Origin of the sequence: Tenacibaculum todarodis, assembly GCF_001889045.1 — a bacterium.
Lineage (GTDB): Bacteria > Bacteroidota > Bacteroidia > Flavobacteriales > Flavobacteriaceae > Polaribacter > Polaribacter todarodis.
This window is the reverse complement of record NZ_CP018155.1, coordinates 1,565,290-1,586,161: the sequence shown is the minus strand read 5'-3', so window position 1 is coordinate 1,586,161 and position 20,872 is coordinate 1,565,290. Positions and strand designations below refer to the sequence as shown.

The 20,872-nt window shown below is 32.5% G+C and carries 11 protein-coding genes; 5 read left to right on the top strand and 6 right to left on the bottom strand.

Going from position 1 to position 20,872, the window contains the following annotated elements; all coding sequences use genetic code 11:
- Nucleotides 1–24 precede the first annotated feature (24 nt).
- Nucleotides 25–1,143, bottom strand: coding sequence for an adenylate kinase (locus LPB136_RS07205; protein WP_072555482.1), 1,119 nt, complete (start codon nucleotides 1,141–1,143; stop codon nucleotides 25–27).
- Between the two features lie 107 nt (nucleotides 1,144–1,250).
- The gene (gene secDF / locus LPB136_RS07200; RefSeq protein WP_072555480.1) at nucleotides 1,251–4,217 is read right to left on the bottom strand and encodes a protein translocase subunit SecDF; all 2,967 of its coding nucleotides are present in this window, start codon (nucleotides 4,215–4,217) and stop codon (nucleotides 1,251–1,253) included.
- Between the two features lie 289 nt (nucleotides 4,218–4,506).
- On the opposite strand from secDF, the gene LPB136_RS07195 reads away from it, so the two are divergent.
- Complete coding sequence (locus tag LPB136_RS07195; protein WP_072555478.1) at nucleotides 4,507–6,183, top strand: formate--tetrahydrofolate ligase; 1,677 nt, start codon at nucleotides 4,507–4,509, stop codon at nucleotides 6,181–6,183.
- 202 nt (nucleotides 6,184–6,385) lie between these two features.
- Here LPB136_RS07195 and mdh read toward each other — a convergent pair whose 3' ends face one another.
- The 4 genes from mdh to LPB136_RS07175 all read right to left on the bottom strand — a co-directional run bounded on the left by mdh (nucleotide 6,386) and on the right by LPB136_RS07175 (nucleotide 14,221).
- Entirely contained in the window at nucleotides 6,386–7,312 is a 927-nt protein-coding gene (gene mdh, locus LPB136_RS07190) for a malate dehydrogenase (RefSeq protein ID WP_072555476.1), read from the bottom strand.
- Nucleotides 7,313–7,437: 125 nt separating this feature from the next.
- Entirely contained in the window at nucleotides 7,438–8,454 is a 1,017-nt protein-coding gene (locus tag LPB136_RS07185; protein ID WP_072555474.1) for a DUF6588 family protein, read from the bottom strand.
- A gap of 101 nt (nucleotides 8,455–8,555) precedes the next feature.
- Nucleotides 8,556–10,493, bottom strand: a complete 1,938-nt coding sequence (gene gyrB / locus LPB136_RS07180; protein ID WP_072555472.1) for a DNA topoisomerase (ATP-hydrolyzing) subunit B — start codon at nucleotides 10,491–10,493, stop codon at nucleotides 8,556–8,558.
- Nucleotides 10,494–10,768: 275 nt separating this feature from the next.
- Nucleotides 10,769–14,221: a pyruvate carboxylase gene (locus LPB136_RS07175; protein WP_072555470.1), complete on the bottom strand. Its 3,453-nt coding sequence runs from the start codon at nucleotides 14,219–14,221 to the stop codon at nucleotides 10,769–10,771.
- A gap of 528 nt (nucleotides 14,222–14,749) precedes the next feature.
- Between LPB136_RS07175 and LPB136_RS07170 the strand changes: the two genes are divergently transcribed.
- The 4 genes from LPB136_RS07170 to LPB136_RS07155 all read left to right on the top strand — a co-directional run bounded on the left by LPB136_RS07170 (nucleotide 14,750) and on the right by LPB136_RS07155 (nucleotide 20,848).
- Nucleotides 14,750–15,007 (top strand): Asp-tRNA(Asn)/Glu-tRNA(Gln) amidotransferase subunit GatC, encoded by a 258-nt coding sequence (locus LPB136_RS07170; protein WP_083426233.1) that lies wholly within the window; start codon nucleotides 14,750–14,752, stop codon nucleotides 15,005–15,007.
- Nucleotides 15,008–15,009: 2 nt separating this feature from the next.
- The gene (locus LPB136_RS07165) at nucleotides 15,010–16,410 is read left to right on the top strand and encodes an amidase family protein (RefSeq protein WP_072555466.1); all 1,401 of its coding nucleotides are present in this window, start codon (nucleotides 15,010–15,012) and stop codon (nucleotides 16,408–16,410) included.
- On the top strand, nucleotides 16,410–19,742 hold the full coding sequence (gatB/aspS, locus tag LPB136_RS07160) for a bifunctional amidotransferase subunit GatB/aspartate--tRNA ligase AspS (protein ID WP_072555464.1): 3,333 nt from the start codon (nucleotides 16,410–16,412) through the stop codon (nucleotides 19,740–19,742). The genes LPB136_RS07165 and gatB/aspS overlap by 1 nt, the downstream gene beginning before the upstream one ends.
- Nucleotides 19,743–19,873: 131 nt before the next feature.
- Nucleotides 19,874–20,848, top strand: coding sequence for an ADP-ribosylglycohydrolase family protein (locus LPB136_RS07155; RefSeq protein ID WP_072555463.1), 975 nt, complete (start codon nucleotides 19,874–19,876; stop codon nucleotides 20,846–20,848).
- Nucleotides 20,849–20,872: the final 24 nt, after the last annotated feature.

Sequence of the window (20,872 nt, the reverse complement as noted above, 5' to 3'; positions counted from 1 at the left end):
TCCTGCCTGCGCAGGAATGACAAACTACAGTTTGTCAAAAACTTCAGATAAACGTGCTGTAATTTCTTCAATAGAACCTACACCATTTATACCAAAGTAATTTCCTTGCGCCTCGTAAAAATCTTTTAAGACGGCAGTTTTAGTATTGTATTCGTTAAAACGATTTCTAATTTTAGATTCGTCTGTATCATCAGTTCTTCCACTAGTTTTACCGCGTTCTAATAAACGCTCCACTAATAAATCTTCTGGAACTTCTAAAGCAACCATACCGTTAATACGTTCGCCTTTTTCCGCTAAAAAAGCATCTAAAGCTACAGCTTGATCTTCAGTTCTTGGAAAACCGTCAAAAATAAAACCGTTTGCATCCGCATTTTTTTCAACTTCAGCTTTTAACATGTTTATAGTTACTTCATCCGGAACTAAATCTCCTTCATCCATATATTTTTTGGCTAATAAACCAAGCTCAGTTTTATTTTTGATATTGTAACGAAATACATCTCCAGTAGAAATGTGAATTAAGTTATACGTGTCTTTTAAAACGGTTGCTTGTGTTCCTTTTCCAGCTCCTGGAGGACCAAATAATACGATGTTTTTCATTTTAGGTTGTGTTGTTAGTTGGTATATAGAAGGTAGGTTTCTACCTAATTCGTTGTAATCTAATCCGTAGCCAACAATAAATTTGTCGTCTATATTTTTACCAATATAATTTATTGGCAATTCTTTTTTGTAAACATCTGGTTTAAAGAATAATGTTACAATTTTAAGTTCTTTTACATTGTGATTTCTAAAAATTGTATAAATCTCCTGTAATGTTGTTCCAGTATCAATTATATCTTCAAGAATTATTACTGTTCTACCAGTTAAATCTTCATTGATACCTACCAGTTTTTTTACATTTTCGGTTGAAGATGTACCATTATAAGAAGCTAGTTTTACAAATGAAACTTCGCAATTACCATTATATTCTCTAATAAAATCTGCGGCAAATACAAAGCATCCGTTTAAAATTCCAACAAATATTGGCACTTCATTTTTATCTAAATCGCCTTCTACTTGTCTTGCTAAGCTTTTAACAATACTTGTAATTTCATCCGAAGGGATAAATTCTTTAAAATATAAATCGTGAATTCTTGTTATTTTCATCAGGTTGTAAAGATAGTTGCTTGATATTAAATACAAAAACCGTTTTAGAGTTACTGAAATAAATTCAGCACAAGAAAACGGTTTTTGAATATTTTGTAAAAAGAGTTTTAGTTCTTTTTGTTTTCTTCTTTTTTAGAAGTGTCGAACATTAATGGAGTCGCCACAAATAATGATGAATATGTACCTACAACAACACCTACAATTAAGGCAAACATAAATCCTCTAATAGAATCTCCTCCAAAGAAAAAGATTGCTAACATTACTAATAATGTTGTTAAAGATGTATTTATTGTTCTTCCTAAAGTAGAGCTTAATGCACGATCAACATCACTTTCTGCAACTGTTTTCTTACCACCAACAAAGTCTCTAATTCTATCAAATATAACTACGGTATCATTTAATGAATATCCAACTACAGTTAATATAGCTGCAATAAATGATTGTCCAATTTCCATATCAAATGGCATTATTTTATAGAATATTGAGAATACTCCTAATACGATTAATACATCGTGAAATACAGCTCCAACAGCTCCAATAGAATAAGACATTTTTCTAAAACGTAATAAGATGTATAAGAAAACAACTAATAATGATCCTAAAACTGCCCAAATTGCAGATTGTTTAATATCATCTGCAATAGTTGGTTCTACTTTCATGTAGCTCATAACCCCGCTTCCAGCTTTTTCAAAACCTGGTTTAAAGCCTTCATAAGTTGTATCTCCTAAGTAAGATTTTAATCCAGTAAACAATGCATTTTGAACATCGTTATCTACATTTTTACCTTCTTCTTCAATTTTATAAACGGTTGTTATTTTTAATTGATGATCATTTCCATAAGTTTTAACTTCTGGAGCAGTACCAAATACATCTTTTAATGAATTAGAAACTTCTGTTGGGTTCATTGTTTGGTCAAAACGAACAACATAAGAACGTCCTCCTTTAAAATCAACTCCTTGTTTTAATCCTAAAGTTCCAATAGAAACTAAACCAGCTAAAATAATAGCACCAGAAATAAAGTAAGCAATCTTACGTTTTCTTAAGAAGTTTATGTTAATGTTTTGGAACCATCCTTTAGAAATTGAAGTGTTAAACGTTAAGTTACTTCCTCTTGCAACAGCACCATCAATAAACAAGCGAGTAATAAATACTGCTGTAAATAAAGATGTTAAAATACCAACCATTAATGTTAATGCAAAACCTTTAATTGGTCCTGTACCAAATACATATAAAATAACTCCTGTTAAGAAAGTAGTAATATTTGCATCAATAATTGCAGATAAGGCTCCTTTAAAACTAAAACCTTCTTCTACAGATTGTTTTAAACCTTTTCCTCCGTAAAGCGCTTCTTTAATTCTTTCAAATATAATTACGTTTGCATCTACAGACATACCAATTGTTAAGATAATACCAGCAATACCAGGTAATGTTAACACCGCATTAAATGAAGCTAAAACACCAAAAATAAATAAGATATTTACTAATAATGCAATATCAGCATATAAACCAGCTTTACCGTAGTATAAGAACATCCAAACTAATACTAATAAAATTGCTAATCCAAAAGACCAAGTACTTGCACTAATAGATTCTTTACCTAAAGATGGTCCAACAACTTCCGATTGAATAATTCTTGCAGCAGCAGGTAATTTACCAGCTTTTAAAACCGTAGCAATATCTTCAGCATCTTCCACAGTCATATTACCAGAAATAGAAGTTCTACCTCCAGTAATAGCTCCAGGAACAGATGGTGCAGTATATACATAATCATCTAAAACAACAGCTACAAATTTACCAGTATTATCACCAGTTAATTTTGCCCATTTCTTAGAGCCAACACTGTTCATTGTCATGCTAACTTCAGGCTTACTTAATTGATCGTAAACTTGTGCAGCATCTAAAATAACATCACCTTCTATGTTTGCAACATCATTTCTGTTACCTTTAATAGCATATAAGCCAATGTATTCAGTTCCGTCTGTACCTGTATTAGATTTATAATCCCATAAGAATTTTGTGTACTTTAAGTTTGCAGGTAATAAAGCTCTAACGTCTTTCATTGCTAAAAGAGTATTCACTTTAGCAGTATCTAATACACTTGCGTTAGCAACTAAAGAGCTAATTTGTTGTTGGTTTTGAGCAACCATTGGTTGTAAATACTTAAACAACGATTCTTGTTGAGCAACCTTTGTAGAATCTGCACTTTCACCTAAAAGATCATCAATACTATTTGTATCTGTAGAATCTTTAGCTTGTTCAGTAACTGAAGTATCTTTTAATAACTCGCTTACTTTTGCGTTAGCTTCAAAGAAAAAGTTTTGTACTTCTGCATTTGTGTGTACTTCCCAGAATTGTAATTCTGCAGATGCAGTAATTATTTTCTGAACACGTTCTATGTCTTTAGCTCCAGGTAATTCAACTTGAATTCTTCCAGAGTTTCCAATACGTTGTATGTTTGGTTGTGCTACACCAAATTGATCAATTCTACTACGTAATACTTCAAAAGTAGTATTAATAGAACTGTTAATTTCTTCTTGTAATATAGGCTTTACTTCAGCATTTGTTTTTTTAAAGTCAATCTTTTCACGTAAAGCTTTTGTTCCAAAAACTCCAGGATCACTTAGCTTTATAGTTCCGTTTGCTTCCTTTTCAAAAGCATCAAAAAATAAGTCTAAGTAGTTATCTTGACTATCTTTCTGAGCTTCATCAGCATTTGCTAACGCCTTTTTAAATACTACACTCTTAGAATCGTTAGATAAACCAATTAAGATATCCTTTACAGATACTTGTAAAATGGCATTAATTCCACCTTTTAAATCTAACCCAAGGTTCATTTCCTTGTCTTTAATATCATTGTAGGTATAACCCGCAATAATATCTTTGTTAGCAACACTATCTAAATATTTTTTCTCTAGCGTAGCAAGTTCTCTACCTGTTTTTTCAATAGCCATTTCCTGAGAATAGGCTTTTGCGCTGTTCTCTACATTGGTTGTAAAAAACGAAAATGATAATTGGTATAAACTAACTAATCCAAAAAGGATAGCGAATACTTTAATAAGTCCTTTGTTTTGCATCTTTATATTTTTGTTCGACTTTTGTGTAAAAACGTGCAAATATAGTATTTCAAATACTCTTACCCAATTCTTTTTTAATACAATTACAAGTGTTTTAAAAAGTTAACTTTTTTACTTACAAAAAACAGTATATTTACTTGGTTTTTATTGTATTGAAATATTGTTGTTTGGGCGTTCGAGCGGGCTTTCATTACTCGCTTTTTATTCGTGCCTCATAAAAGAGCTCAAACACGCCATTCAATCCCTAACGCAAAACCAAAATCGAACATAAACAACTAAATAGATAAGAATGAGTTTTAAATCGGATATAGAAATTGCACAAGAAAAGCAATTATTACATATAAAAGAGATTGCAAAAAAACTTGCTATTAAGGAAGATGATTTAGAGATGTACGGAAAATACAAAGCTAAATTACCTTTAGATTTAATAGACGAAAATAAAATAAAGCACAACAACCTAGTTTTAGTTACTGCATTAACACCAACGCCTGCTGGCGAAGGAAAAACAACAGTTTCCATTGGCTTAACCGAAGGTTTAAATAAAATTGACAAACAAGCAACCGTAGTTTTAAGAGAGCCTTCTTTAGGACCAGTTTTCGGAATAAAAGGTGGAGCTGCAGGTGGTGGATTCTCACAAGTTGTGCCAATGGAAGACATAAATCTTCATTTTACGGGTGATTTTAACGCTATTGAAAAAGCTAATAATTTATTGTCTGCATTAATTGATAATAATTTACAAAGCAAAGAAAATAACTTAAACATAGATCCAAGAACTATTCTTTGGAAACGTGTTATCGATATGAATGATAGAGCATTGCGCGATATTACCATAGGTTTAGGAGGAACAGCAAACGGAATTCCAAGACAAGACGGATTCAATATCACACCAGCTTCGGAAGTAATGGCAATTCTTTGTATGACAACCGATTTTGAAAACCTTAAAAAACGTTTAGGTGATATCTTTATTGGATTTACGTTTGATAAAAAGCCAATCTTTGCGCGCGATTTAAAAGCTGAAAACGCCATGGCAATTCTGTTAAAAGATGCTATAAAACCAAATTTAGTACAGACTTTAGAAGAAAATCCTGCCATTATTCATGGAGGACCGTTTGCAAATATTGCACAAGGAACAAATACCTTAATTGCAACCAAAATGGGACTTTCATTATCTAATTATGTAGTAACTGAAGCTGGCTTTGGAGCCGATCTAGGCGCAGAAAAATTCTTAAATATTAAATCTGCTTTTGGCGGTTTAAACCCTAAGTGTGTAGTTTTGGTCGCAACCATTAGAGCATTAAGACATCATGGTGGAGCTAAAAAAGAAGCATACAATACACCAAGTTTAGAAAAAGTTAAAACCGGATTTTCAAATTTAGAAAAACATATAGAAAATATTAGAAAATTTAATATTGAGCCAGTTGTGGCAATCAATTCTTTTATTTCAGATTCTGATGAAGAAGTGAATTTTGTGATAGAGAAATGTGCAAGTTTAGGTGTGCAAGCAGTTTTGTCTAAAGGTTGGGCAAATGGAGGAGAAGGAACTAAAAACTTAGCAACTGCGGTAGTTGATGTTGTAGAAAATAAAGCCACACAATTTAAACCGTTATATAATTGGGAATCTCCTGTAAAAGACAAAATTGAAACAATTGCCAAAGAAATTTACGGAGCAACTTCTGTAGAGTACGATAACAGAGCAAAATTAAATCTACGCAGAATTGATCGACTTGGCTTTAACAATTTTGCAATTTGTATGGCAAAAACACAAAAATCATTTTCAGACAATGCTGCTTTAATTGGTAGGCCAGAGAATTTTGTTGTTACCGTTCGCGAAATTGAAATTGCAGCAGGTGCACAATTTATAATCCCAATTTTAGGTAAAATGATGCGAATGCCAGGTTTACCGTCCAAACCTGCTTCCGAAGGAATGACAATAGATAATAATGGTGTAATTTCTGGATTGTCTTAAATTTTAGAGAAAAGAAAAACTCCAAATTTAAAAGTTGGAGTTTTTTTATACGTTTCGCTAACTTAAATGATATGCCGAGTTTTAATTCGATATATCAGGAGTTAGCGAAGTTCGTGTTTTTTTACGAGAAAGTCAAGTGCCAAAAAACCAAAAAAAAAGCAACTCAGAAGAGTTGCTTTTTTAAATACTATTAAGTTCATTATTATAATTCTAACGCAGCGTTGTTATTTTTAACCGCTTCTGCAGAAGAACTTAAATGCGCTTTTTCAGCGTCAGATAAATTAATTTCAACGATATTTTCAATTCCGTTTTTTCCTAATACAACAGGTACTCCAATACATAAATCAGATAAACCGTATTCTCCATCTAATAATGCAGAACAAGGAAAAATCTTTTTAGTGTCACAAGCAATTGCTTGTACCATTCCAGAAACTGCAGCACCTGGTGCGTACCAAGCAGAAGTTCCTAGTAAACCAGTTAATGTTGCTCCACCAACTTTAGTGTCTTGCATAACTTTGTCTAACCTTTCTTCAGATAAAAATTCTGAAACTGGTACAGAGTTACGTGTAGCTAATCTAGTTAAAGGAACCATTCCTTTATCTGAGTGTCCACCAATAACCATTCCGTCAATATCAGAAATCGGAGCTCCTAAAGCTTCGGCTAATCTATATTTAAAACGAGCAGAATCTAATGCTCCACCCATTCCAATAATTCTGTTTTTTGGTAATCCAGTTGTTTTATGAACTAAATACGTCATTGTATCCATTGGATTAGAAACAACGATAATAATTGTGTTTGGAGAGTGTTCAATTAAGCTTGCAGAAACCATTTTTACAATACCTGCGTTTATTCCTAATAACTCATCACGAGACATTCCTGGTTTACGAGCAATACCAGAAGTAATTACACAAATATCAGAACCTGCAGTTTTAGTGTAATCTCCAGTAGTTCCTGTAATTTTAGTGTCAAAACCGTTTAAAGAAGCGGTTTGCATTAAATCCATTGCTTTACCTTCCGCAAAACCTTCTTTAATATCTACTAATACAACTTCTGAAGCGAAGTTTTTAATGGCAATGTACTCTGCACAACTTGCACCTACGGCTCCTGCGCCAACAACTGTTACTTTCATTTTATATTTTATTTAATTGTGTTATTAATTTAAGTTACACAAAAGTAGTTATTTAGCTAGTTATAAAAAAGTAAAACTCCATTGAAATTTCAATGGAGTCCATATAAAATAATGTGATTTTATTTTTATCTAAAACTAAATGCAATACCTGCATTTACTGAGTTATATTCTTGAAAGGTATAACTTCCAAATATTTTGAAAAACCCTAAACTTATTCGTGTTCCAAGTGTTGCATTCATTCCGCTTGAGTTGAAGTCTAAATTTAATGGATCGTTTAGTGTTCTTTGATTTAAAGAAGCGTTATAAGAAACAGTATATTTTCCAGACATTACAAAAGAAGAAGAACCGCCATTATAACCCACACCTCCATAAACATTAATGACAGGAAAATTTAAAGAAGCAATAGCTTGAATTGTATAAGAATTTAAATCAAAATCTACTTTACCGTTTTCAATTTCAATATCATCAGAAGGATCTTCGTCTGTAATATTATAGTCAACATTCATGGTAGAATAAGCTGCTAATAAAGAAATGTGCAGTGGTGTTTTTCCTAATGGTCCAAACCAGTCTGTTATTTCTTTTTTCAGTCCAACACCAAATAAACTTCCCTTTACGTCATCATCTCCAACTTTAGGAACATAGCGCACCATAATATCAGATTGAAATGGAAGTCCTAAACTTGCTTGTATTGCCGGAGCAGGAACAGCGTTAATTGGTAAATCTTCTTTTATTCCGCCAGGCATATCAAAAGTCCCGGTAAATGTAATTCCGTTTTCTTGAAACGTAACTGTAGCGGTGCTTCCGTCATTTTCTGAGCCAGCAATTGTAGCTGAAGTTAAATTTCCTGATGGTTGATTGATTGAATTTAAGTTTGTTAATGAAAACATTTCGTCTTTTGAAGGAACTATAGATCCGCTAACTCCAATTGTAATGTCGAATCCAAATTTTTTATGAACTTTTGCTGTATGATACCAACCATTATTCATGCTTAAAATTAGTCCGTTCATAACAGGGTTTACGTATCCTTCTGCTAAACGGTTTGTATCTTCTGAAGCCGCAAAAAGAATTCCTTCTGCACCATCTTGAGAGTACATATTAATTGTTGAGGCTGAAAATAAAAGTAGTAAAAGTATTTTTTTCATGTTGATTTGATTTTAAAAAGTAAATATATGAAACTGAAATTTAGTGCATAAAAAAAAGCCCAATTTAAATTAATTGGGCTTTTTAAGGTTGTTGCTAATATTTAAGCATCAATATTTGCATATTTAGCATTTCTTTCGATAAAATCTCTACGTGGTGGAACTTCGTCTCCCATTAACATAGAGAAAACTCTATCTGCCTCAGTAGCGTTGTCTATAACAACTTGACGTAGTGTTCTAAATTCAGGATTCATTGTAGTGTCCCAAAGTTGTTCTGCGTTCATCTCACCAAGACCTTTATAACGCTGAATATTTACTGAACCACCCATTTTTTGAGCAATTAAATCACGTTGATTGTCATCCCAAGCGTATTCTCTTTTTTGTCCTTTTTTTACTAAATATAATGGAGGAGTAGCAATATAAATATAACCTTGCTCAACCATTTCACGCATATATCTAAAGAAGAATGTTAATATTAAGGTGGCAATATGCGATCCATCTACATCGGCATCACACATAATAACTACTTTATGGTATCTTATTTTTGATAAGTTTAATGCTCTTGGATCTTCCTCTGTTCCTATAGAAACTCCTAAAGCAGTAAACATGTTTTTGATTTCTTCGTTTTCAAAAACCTTATGTTGCATTGCTTTTTCAACATTTAAAATTTTCCCACGAAGTGGAAGAATTGCTTGAAAGTTTCTGTCACGACCTTGTTTTGCTGTTCCACCTGCCGAATCTCCCTCAACTAAGAAAATTTCACATTGTTCTGGATCAGTTTCAGAACAGTCAGATAATTTACCAGGTAAACCTCCAATAGACATTACAGTTTTACGTTGTACCATTTCTCTGGCTTTACGTGCTGCATGTCTTGCGGTTGCTGCTAAAATTACTTTCTGAACAATAGTTTTTGCATCATTAGGGTTTTCCTCTAAGTAATCAGTTAGCATTTCTGAAACTGCTTGAGAAACTGCAGAAGATACTTCTCTGTTTCCTAATTTGGTTTTTGTTTGCCCCTCAAATTGTGGTTCTGCAACTTTTACAGAAACAATGGCTGTTAATCCTTCACGGAAATCATCTCCAGCAATTTCGAACTTTACATTTTTTAATAAACCAGATTCATCTGCATACTTTTTTAAAGTGTGCGTTAATCCACGTCTAAAACCAGATAAATGCGTTCCGCCTTCGTGCGTATTAATGTTGTTTACATACGAGTGTAAATTCTCTGAATACGACGTATTATAAACCATAGCAACTTCAACAGGAATTCCGTTTTTCTCGCCTTCCATAGAAATTACTGTAGCCGTTAATTGCTCGCGAGTAGAATCTAAATATTTGATAAATTCTGGTAATCCTTCTTTAGAGTGAAACGTTTCAGAAACAAAGTTTCCTTCATCGTCTGTATTTCTTTTATCTGTTAAAGTGATTGTGATACCTTTATTTAAATACGCTAATTCACGCATACGTGTTGCTAGCGTTTCATAATTGTATTCTGTAGATTGCTGAAAAATAGAAGTGTCTGGTAAGAAAGTAACAATTGTTCCAGTAAAATCGGTTTCTCCAATTGTTTTAACTGGATATAATGTTTTTCCTTTAGAATATTCTTGTTGCCAAACTTTTCCTTCTTTATGTACTGTTGCGGTTAAGTGTTCAGATAATGCATTCACACAAGAAACACCAACACCGTGTAAACCACCAGAAACTTTATAAGAATCTTTATCAAATTTACCACCAGCACCAATTTTTGTCATTACAACTTGTAATGCAGAAACGCCTTCTTTTTTGTGAATTCCAACAGGAATTCCACGACCGTTATCTTTGGTTGTAATAGAGTTGTCTTCGTTAATTGTAACTTCAATTGTGTCACAATAACCACCCATTGCTTCATCAATAGAGTTATCTACAACTTCGTAAACTAAATGGTGTAAACCACGTACGCCAACGTCTCCAATATACATTGAAGGACGCATTCTTACGTGCTCCATTCCTTCTAATGCCTGGATGCTGGACGCATCATAATTATGTTTTTTTTCTTCGCTCATTATAAAGTGAATTATTAAGGTTTAATATCATAAAAAATCGTCTTTAAATAAGACGACTTGAATTGTATCAAATTTACGAAATTTTGATGTTAAATGAAAGCTTTTAATGGAGTGAAGTTGATAATTATCAACATTTGTTAAGAAGGAAGAAAGTGGCTTAAATCGCTGAAAATTGACTTTAAATTTAATTCTGATGTATTTTTGTTTTGATGCATAATTGAAGAAACAAAAAAACCTCGCAGAAGCGAGGTTTTAAGTTTGGTGTAAACTGTGTTTTATGCTAATTTAATCACTAAATCTTCTGAGTTTACCATAACTCCAGCTTTTAAAACTAACTGTTTTATGGTTGCGTCTTCTGTTGCGGTAATGGTGGTTTCCATTTTCATGGCTTCAATAATAAATAAAGGTTGGTTTTTACTTACTTTTTCACCTTTTTTAACCAAAATAGTAGATAACATTCCTTGTAAAGGCGCACCAATTTCTTTCTCGTTGGCTTTTTCAGCTTTTACGTGTTCTACTTTGTTAATTTTTATAGATTCGTCTTTTATTTGAACTGTTCTAACTTGACCATTTACTTTAAAATAAACTTTTACTATTCCGTCTTCATTGGCTCTTCCAATAGAATCTAAAGTGATTAGCAGCGTTTTTCCTTTGTCTAATTCTACTATAATTTCCTCGCCACGTTCCATTCCGTAGAAGAAATTTTTGGTAGGTAAATTTATTAAACTGTCGTATTTTAAATGCTTGTTGTAGGCATCTGTAAAAACTTTTGGATATAGTTTATACGATAAGAAATCCGTAAAATCAATTTTCCTACTTAAATCGTTTTCAAATATTTTTTTGAAATCGGCATATTCAGCATCAATGTCTAAAGGTTCAATATGAGCGTTTGGTCTATCTGTGTAAGGTGCTTCATCTTTTAAAATCAACTTCTGAAGGTCTTTTGGGAATCCACCAACGGGTTGCCCTAAATCTCCTTTAAAAAAGCTCACTACAGATTGTGGAAATGAAATAGTGTCACCGCGTTCTAAAACATCTTGTACTGTTAGATTATTACTCACTAAATATTGCGCCATGTCTCCAACAACTTTAGAACTTGGAGTTACTTTTACAATATCTCCAAAAAGTAGGTTTACATCGCCATACATTTTAGTTATTTCGTGGAATCTATCTTCCAAGCCTAATGCTTGCGCTTGTGGTTTTAAATTTGAATATTGACCACCAGGAATTTCGTGTTTAAAAACTTCACCAGAACCCGCTTTTAAACCAGATTCAAACGGATAATAATATTCTCTCACAGTTTCCCAATAATTAGAATATTCATTTAAAGAATCGATATTTAAATCACTTTCTCTTTCGTTGAATTTCATCATTTCGGCAACCGAATTAAAGTTAGGTTGAGATGTTAATCCAGATAAACCACCCAATGCAACATCAACAACGTCTACACCTGCTTCAATAGCTTTTAAATAGGTTGCTGATTGAATAGATGAAGTGTCGTGAGTATGTAAATGAATAGGAATATTTACCTCTTGTTTTAATGCTGAAACCAATTCGAATGCTGCATATGGTTTTAATAAACCAGCCATGTCTTTTATGGCAAGAATATGCGCACCTGCATTTTCGATATCTTTTGCTAAAGTTGTGAAGTATTTAAGATTGTATTTTTTGTTTTTAGGGTCTAATATATCGTTTGTATAGCAGATTGATCCTTCGGCTAAACCGTCCGTTTTATTTCTAACGTGCTCTATACAAGGTGCAATTGATTTCATCCAGTTTAACGAATCGAAAATTCTAAAAATATCCACTCCGTTTTCCCAAGATTGTTGCACAAAACTTTCAATTAAATTGTCTGAATATGCGGTGTAACCAACTCCGTTTGAACCTCTAATTAGCATTTGAAGCAATACGTTTGGCATCGATTTACGTAATAATTGCAATCGTTCCCACGGATTTTCCTGTAAAAAACGCATACAAACATCAAAAGTTGCGCCTCCCCAAACTTCCATACTAAAGATATTCGGATTGTTTTTTGCATATCCTTCAGCAACTTTTAGCATATCGTAGGTTCGCATTCTGGTTGCCAATAAACTCTGATGTGCATCACGCATTGTGGTGTCTGTAAAATGAACTTTCTTTTCATTTTTTAACCACTGAGAAAATTTATCTGGGCCTAATTCTGTTAATAAATCTTTTGTTCCCTTCGGGAAACTTGCGTTTGCATCAAATTTAGGAACAACAGGTGTTACAAACGTTTTTGTTGGATCTAATTTTTTTACATCCGAATTTCCGTTTACAATAACATCACCTAAATAGGTAACTAATTTTGTAGCTCTATTTCTTGGGGCTTTAAAATTGAATAAATCAGGATTTTGTTTGATAAAGTTTACGGTAACTTCTCCTTTTCTAAAAGTTTCGTGTTTTAGAATATTATCTAAAAACGGCATATTTGTTTTTACACCTCTAATTCTGAATTCTGCTAAAGCTCTTCGTACTTTTCTGCAAGCACCGTCTAAAGTTCTACTATTTGCAGTAACTTTTACCAACATAGAATCGAAAAAAGGTGAAATAATTGCACCTTGATACACGCTACCTGCGTCTAAACGAATTCCAAACCCTGAAGCACTTCTGTAGGTTGTAATTTCTCCATAATCTGGTTTAAAATCATTTTGAGGATCTTCCGTAGTAATTCTACATTGTAAAGCGTAACCATTTACTTTTACTGCTTCTTGATTTGGTATTTTAATTTGCTGATCTGCCAATTTATAGCCGCCAGCAATAAATAATTGAGTCTTAATTAAGTCGATATTTGTTACTACTTCGGTAACGGTATGTTCTACCTGAACTCGTGGGTTTACTTCAATAAAATATATAGAACCATCATCATCAACTAAAAATTCTACAGTACCAATATTATTATAGTTTACAGCTTTACAAATGTTAATTGCGTATGTGTAAAGTGCATCTTTTGTTTCTTGTGCTAAATCAAACGAAGGTGCAAATTCAATTACTTTTTGGTAACGACGTTGCACAGAGCAGTCACGTTCAAAAAGATGAACTGTATTTCCATAATTGTCGGCAACAATCTGAATTTCAATATGTTTTGGGTTTTCAACAAACTTTTCAAGAAAAACAGTATCGTCTCCAAAAGCATTTAAAGCTTCACGCTTACTTTCGTTAAAAGCACGTTTTAATTCATCTGCTTTTCTAATAACACGCATTCCTCTTCCGCCACCACCAGAAGCGGCTTTTAGCATAATAGGGTAGCCGATTTTATCAGCTTCGCTTAAAGCAGTTTCAATATCTTTTAAAGGTTTGTCATTACTTTTAATAATTGGAATATTGTTAGCAACAGCAACTTCTTTTGCGGTGATTTTATCACCTAAAGATTTTAAAACAGACACTTTTGGTCCAACAAAAATAAGACCGTTGTCTTTACATTTTTGAGCAAGATTTGCATTTTCAGATAAAAATCCATAACCAGGATGTATCGCATCAGCGCCACTTTCTAAAGCAACTCTAATAATTTCATCAATGTTTAAATAAGGCTTTAAGGGTTCGTTATTCTCTCCAATTTGGTAAGATTCGTCAGCTTTATATCTGTGTAGAGAATATCTGTCCTCAAAGGTGTAAATTCCTACAGTTTTAACGCTTATTTCTGTACAAGCTCTAAAAATTCTAATAGCGATTTCTCCTCTGTTTGCGACAAGTACTTTTTTGATTTTCATTTGTTGTTGTGTGTTTTGAATCCTGTTAGCGAATGTTCGCTACAAAAATAGGAAACGCAATTTTAATTAACAATAAAAAATTAACTAGAATACTGTTGCTTATTAACAATCTAGTTTTTTTAGTGTCACTTTTAATTATTTTAAAGCATGTGTCCAGTGTCGTTAAAATATTTATTTAATGAAAGTGTACGTAATATTTCGCGTTATTTTACAATATCTGTAATTAAATATCAATATTTTACAAATACTTCAATAGCTTTATAAAAATAAGAGAAAGAGGTTTTTGTACCATATTTTCTACATATATTTGTCAGTAATATAACAAAAATGACAAACAATAATAACAATCGTAATTTCAATAATCCTAATTTATAGGACGGAAGGTTGTTGTTTAGAAATATATAAAGCCTTCCAAATTTTGGAAGGCTTTTTTAATTAAAGAAATGTTTCTCGATTTTCTGCGAGGTTTCAAAAGAATTGTCATTCTCACGAAAGAGGGAAACTAAAAATAAAGAGATGAGTAAAATAATGACTGTCGACATTTTGTCGAGTATTAAAGGAGCTAAAGAATCTGAAGCTGTAAGTAAATTGTTTGACGCAATTAAAAGCGCAAACACTTCAAATAATAATGCCGTTAATACAAATCATAATAACGCAGTGTCTTTAGATGATTTAAGAGAAGATGTGGTAATTGATAGTCCGCAAGCGGAAAAAGAAATCATTATTGAAAACTTCCCGAAAGAAAAGAACGGATACTTAGTAGTTGCTAAAGTGATAGAAGAATAATTATGGAATCTCAAATACATAAAATTCATCAACAATTGGTGAGCAAAGAAATTTCATGTACAAAATTAGTGCAAGAAAGGTTAGATTTATTAAAATCGAATACACACAATACTGTTAACTCACTTTTAGATACTTTGGCGTTAGATTTAGCGGCAAAAGTAGATGTTAAAATTGCAGGTGGACAAGAAATTGGTTTGTTAGAGGGGATTCCTTTCGGAATTAAAGATGTGTACATGGTGCAAGGAACTTTAACAACTGCAAGTTCAGATTTGTTGAAGAAATACAAATCGCCATATACGGCAACAGCTATTCAAAAATTATTAGATACAGGCGCAATCCCGTTAGTAAAAGAAAATTGTGATAGTTTTGGGCATGGTTCTTCATCAGAAAACACCATTTTCGGCGCTGTTAAAAATGCAATTAATACAGATTTAGTTTCTGGAGGATCAAGTGGAGGTTCTGCTGTAAATGTAGCAAAAGACTTTACGGTTTTTTCAATTGGTGGAGATACAGGAGGTTCTGTTCGTCAACCAGCAGGTTACAATAAAATTTATGGATTAAAACCAACCTACGGTAGAATTTCTAGATTCGGATTAATGGCGTATGCTTCATCTACAGATTGTGTTGGACCCATTGCAAAATCGATAGAAGATATTAGAATTGTTTTAAATGTGATGAGTGGTAAGGATATTAAAGACCAAACTACGTATCAATCCAAAGCAATATCAGAACAAAATATTTTAAATGCTGATGAAATTAAAACCGTTGGTTATTTTAAAAATTTCATTGAAACGGATGCAATTGATGCAAAAGTAAAAGCAGATTTTTTATCAGCAATAGGAAAAATAAAAGCCAAAGGAATTGAAGTTAAAGAGTTAGATTTCTTTGAATCTGACACCTTAGTTTCTACGTATTACACGTTGGCAATGGCAGAAACAGCATCAAATCTTTCTAGATTAGATGGTACAAATTACGGAAACAGAATAGAGGGAGTTAATTTAAAAGACACGTATTCAATTACGCGATCTGAGAATTTTTCTGAAGAAACAAAACGTAGAATAGTTGGTGGTAATCAAGTGTTATCGCAAGGTTTTTCTGATGAAATCTATTTAAAAGGATTGAATTTAAGAGATCAGATTTCTGAAAATTTTGAAAAAGATTTTAAAGAAGTTGATATTATTTTATCACCTGTTACTCCAAATTCGCCACCAAAAATTGGCGATAGTTTAAAAGATCCATTAGCAATGTATTTGTCTGATGCGTATACGGTTGGGTTTAGTTTAGGACAATTACCAACGTTAACAGTGCCACAAGGAACAGAAACTGGATTGCAAATTACGGCTGCAAAAAATAATGACGAACTCGTTTTGAAGTTTGCTAACTTCTTAAAAGATACGATATAATGGAATTGGAACAATTAAATGAGCTTATAGAAAAGCACGATTTAGAGTTAGTAATTGGTTTAGAAACACACGTTCGATTAAATACAAAAACAAAGTTATTCTGTTCTTGTGCAAATCAAGAAATAGAAAAACCAAATCAGAATATTTGTTCTGTTTGTACTGGGCAAATGGGTGTTTTACCATCTATAAATAAAGAAGCAATTACAAAAGCTATTTATTTTGGAAAGGCTGTAGAGTCTACTTTTTCTAATGAAGTAATCTCGTGGGATCGTAAACATTATGAATATCCTGATAACCCTAAAAATATTCAAATTACACAGTTTCATAATCCTGTAATTCCAGACGGAAAAGTTTCTTGTTATAGAAATGATGGGAGTCAATTTACAGTAGAATTAACGCAAGTTCATATTGAGGAAGATGCAGCAAAATTGATGCACGAAAAGAAAGTTTCTTTGGTTGATTTTAATAAAGCGGGTGTTCCGTTAATTGAAATTGTTACGGAACCTTGTGTTCGTAATATTGAAGACGCATCTATATACGCACAATACATTCAGCGTATTGTTCAGAATTTAAAAATATCGGAAGCAAACCTAGAAAAAGGAGAGTTTAAATCGGATGTTTCTGTATCCTTAAGAAAGAAAAATGATACAGGTTTAAATCCGCGTACAGAAATCAAAAACTTAAATTCTTTTAAGTTTATGGTTGATGCTTTAAAGGAAGAAATTGAAAAACAACTAAATTACTATATAGAAAATAACGCGTTTAGACCAGATCAAACAACAGTTTTATGGGATGCTGATTTAAAGCAAACCAAAACAATGCGTAAAAAGGAATTTGAAGCAGATTATCGTTTTATTTCTGAGCCAGATTTACCTTTTGTAAGCATAAAAAATGTTGTAGAAAGTATAGATGTTGATGTAAGTTCTTTGCCTTATGCAGTTGAATCAATTTTGATTGAAGGTGGTGTTTTACCACAAGATGCTAAGTTTTTTACAGCAGATTCGTTGCGTTCAGAAACCTTTGTAGCTATTAATAATAAGGTGAATGATGCTTCTTTTGTAGCAAAAACGTTAACCAATAATATTAAGCCAGAACAATATAAGGATATTCAGAATATTGACGATTTAAGCGCTATTTTCTCTTTATTAAAAGAAGATAAAGTAACGGTTGTGTTGGCTCAAAATGCTATTACATCTTTATTAAAAGATTCAAAATTTGACTATACAGCATATTTTAAAACAAATACAATTTCAGGAGCTCAAATTGAAGCTGCAATTCAGAAGGTAGTTTCAGAAAATGAAGCAATTGCAAACGATATTAAAGCAGGAAACCAAGGTAAAGCAGGTATTCTTGTTGGTAAAGTAATTGGAATTATAGGCAAAGGAGCTTCCGGAAAAGTAATTAGAGAGGGAATTATAAGAGCTGTTAGCAATTCGCCTTTAGATAATAGCCAAGAGCAAACAGCCAAAAGCGAACAGCCAAAAGCAAATAGCGAACATCCAAAAGCAGAAGAGGAGTTACCACAAATTCCTATTATTATAAAAGAAGAATACAGAACACATAAAATTTCTCAATTATCCGAAGCTTCAATCAAAGAAGAAGTAACATTATCGGGTTGGGTTGCAAGTGTTAGAGATCATGGAGAATTAATTTTTATCGATTTAAGAGATTCAAGTAATCAAGTTTTTCAAGTACGTTTAAGTAAAGAAACGTTTCCTAATTTAGACGAATTAGTAAAGCTGAAACCAGAATCGGTAATTGCTGTAACTGGTGTTGTAGTGCAAAGAAATGAAGACGATTATAATGTAGGTTTAAGAACTGGTAAATTAGAATTAGAAACGGCTAGTTTAGAGATTTTAAACCTTTCTAAAACGTTGCCTTTCGAAATTAAAAGAGCATTTAAAAGTAATGAGCAGGTTCGTTTTCAATATAAATTTTTAGATCATAGAAATGATGAAGTTCGTAAAGCAATTGTAAACCGTCATAAGGTTATCAAGCTAATGCGAGATATTTTAGACGAAGAGGAATTTTTAGAAATTGAAACGCCAATTTTAACTGCTGGTACAGATGAAGGCGCAAGAGAATTTATTGTTCCAACAAGAAAACAAGCAGGTTCTTTTTATACGCTTCCACAAGCGCCACAACAATTTAAACAAATGTTAATGGTGGGTGGATTTGAAAAATACTTCCAAATTGCACGTTGTTTTAGAGATGAAGATTCTCGCGGAGACAGACAACCAGAGTTTACACAATTAGATATTGAAATGGCGTACGCAAGTATGCAACAGATTATCGATTTAAACACCAAAATGTTTAATGAAATTGTACGTAAAATTTATGGTAAAAAATGGATTTTACATCCGTTTGAAGTCATAACATATAAAAATGCAATGGATAAATATGGTTGCGATAGACCAGATTTACGTTATGGATTGCAAATGCAAGACATTACAGACATTGTAAAAGATACAACGTTCCAAGTCTTTAGTAAACCTATTGAAGAAGGCGGAATTGTAAAATGTATTAAAGTTTCTGCAAAAGAGCAAGGAAACAAAAGAATGTCTAAAGGTCAAATTGAAAACCTAACAGCTATTGCACAACAAAATGGTTTAGGCGGTTTGGCGTATATTATTGTAAATGAAAACGATTTACAATCGCCAATTATTAAATTTTTAGGCGAAGAAATTGCAGCAAATATTATAAAAGTAACCAATGCGCAAGTTGGAGATATTGTGTTTTTCTCTGCGGCAGATTATGCAACAGCAAACAAAGCATTAGACGCTGTTCGTCAAGAAATGGGGCGCTTGTTAAAATTGATTAATCCTAAAGAGTTAAGGCCTGCTTGGGTTGTAGATTTTCCAATGTTTGAAAAAACAGACGAAGGAAGATGGACATTTACACACAATCCATTTTCTATGCCAGCAATCTACGATTTAGAAAAGCACATGACTGGAGAAGGTGAGGAAATAGGAACCATTATTGCTCAACAATATGATTTAATCTTAAACGGTTATGAAATTGGTGGAGGTTCTGTTCGTGCACACAAATCAGAAATTTTAGAAGCAACCTATAAAAACATGGGTTATGATAAAGAAGAAATGATGAAAAGTGTAGGAACCATGTACAAAGCATTTCAATATGGAGCGCCACCACATGGAGGAATTGCTTGGGGAGTTGACCGTTTAATGATGATTTTAGAAAAGAAAGCTTCTATTAGAGAAGTAATGGCTTTTCCTAAAACAGGTTCGTCTGAAGATTTATTATTTAACGCACCATCAATTTTATCAGATAAAAAGGTTGAAGAAATGAATGTGAAGATAATTAGGAAATAGTCTTTATGTATCCTTGAAAAATATAAAAATCTCGCTTTAGCGAGATTTTTTTGTTAAAAACAGGTTATTGTAATTTTTTATTAATAATCTACTATTAATTATTAGCTTTAAGCTCTCAAGAGATAAGCAATATGAAAAAAAAGAAGCTTTCAAACGGAATTATGGGATTGATTTTAGCAGATGCCTTAGGTGTTCCTGTTGAATTTCAAACAAGAGAACAATTAAAAGAAAATCCAGTTGTGGATATGCGTGAATACGGAACTTATCTACAGCCAAAAGGAACTTGGTCAGACGATAGTTCGCTCACCCTTTGTACATTAAAAAGTTTGCAAAAGGGATTCAGTTTAAAAGATATTGCCAAAAATTTTATTGCTTGGAAGTTTGAGGCTGCATTTACACCACACGGAGAAGTTTTTGATATTGGTTTTACCACAAGTAAAGCTATAGCTAAATTAGTGACCATTATTGAAGCTAAAAATTACAAAGAATTAGAATTGTTAAAGTTAGAAACTGATGAAAAAACAAACGGTAATGGCTCTTTAATGCGAATTTTACCTTTGTATTATGAAGTAAAAAAGAAAGGAGTAGAGCAAGAGTTTGAAAAAATATGGAATGTTTCTGCATTAACGCATGGACATATACGTTCTGCAATTTCGTGTTTAGTCTATCTTGTTTTAATAGACGAACTGATAAAGGGAAAAGAAAAACAAACAGCTTATAAAAACACGCAAAACCGTGTGAAAGTCTTCTTTAAAGAAAATGAAATATCAGTTTATGAGCAAGAAAAATTTGATAGCTTAATTAAAAGCGATATTTCTAAATTAGATGAAAATCAAGTAAAATCTACAGGTTATGTAATTGATAGTTTAGAAGCAAGTATTTGGTGCTTTTTAACTACAAACTCTTATAAGGAAGCTGTTTTAAAAGCTGTTAATTTAGGTGAAGACACCGATACTATTGGAGCAATAACAGGAGGTTTAGCAGGTGTTTTTTATGGGAAAGATAGTTTGCCAAAAGATTGGTGGCAAGATGTTGTAAATTATAAATATGTTGAAAAGTTATCTATTAAATTAGAGAGAGGTTTTATATCTTGGTGGAAAATTTAAATGTGTAAAACATTTATTAAGATT

Bases quoted from the DNA above. Each gene is read 5' to 3' on its own strand.
- LPB136_RS07205 (WP_072555482.1), bottom strand. From the start codon at position 1,143: ATGAAAATAACAAGAATTCACGATTTATATTTTAAAGAATTTATCCCT.
- secDF (WP_072555480.1), bottom strand. From the start codon at position 4,217: ATGCAAAACAAAGGACTTATTAAAGTATTCGCTATCCTTTTTGGATTA.
- LPB136_RS07195 (WP_072555478.1), top strand. From the start codon at position 4,507: ATGAGTTTTAAATCGGATATAGAAATTGCACAAGAAAAGCAATTATTA.
- mdh (WP_072555476.1), bottom strand. From the start codon at position 7,312: ATGAAAGTAACAGTTGTTGGCGCAGGAGCCGTAGGTGCAAGTTGTGCA.
- LPB136_RS07185 (WP_072555474.1), bottom strand. From the start codon at position 8,454: ATGAAAAAAATACTTTTACTACTTTTATTTTCAGCCTCAACAATTAAT.
- gyrB (WP_072555472.1), bottom strand. From the start codon at position 10,493: ATGAGCGAAGAAAAAAAACATAATTATGATGCGTCCAGCATCCAGGCA.
- LPB136_RS07175 (WP_072555470.1), bottom strand. From the start codon at position 14,221: ATGAAAATCAAAAAAGTACTTGTCGCAAACAGAGGAGAAATCGCTATT.
- LPB136_RS07170 (WP_083426233.1), top strand. From the start codon at position 14,750: ATGACTGTCGACATTTTGTCGAGTATTAAAGGAGCTAAAGAATCTGAA.
- LPB136_RS07165 (WP_072555466.1), top strand. From the start codon at position 15,010: ATGGAATCTCAAATACATAAAATTCATCAACAATTGGTGAGCAAAGAA.
- gatB/aspS (WP_072555464.1), top strand. From the start codon at position 16,410: ATGGAATTGGAACAATTAAATGAGCTTATAGAAAAGCACGATTTAGAG.
- LPB136_RS07155 (WP_072555463.1), top strand. From the start codon at position 19,874: ATGAAAAAAAAGAAGCTTTCAAACGGAATTATGGGATTGATTTTAGCA.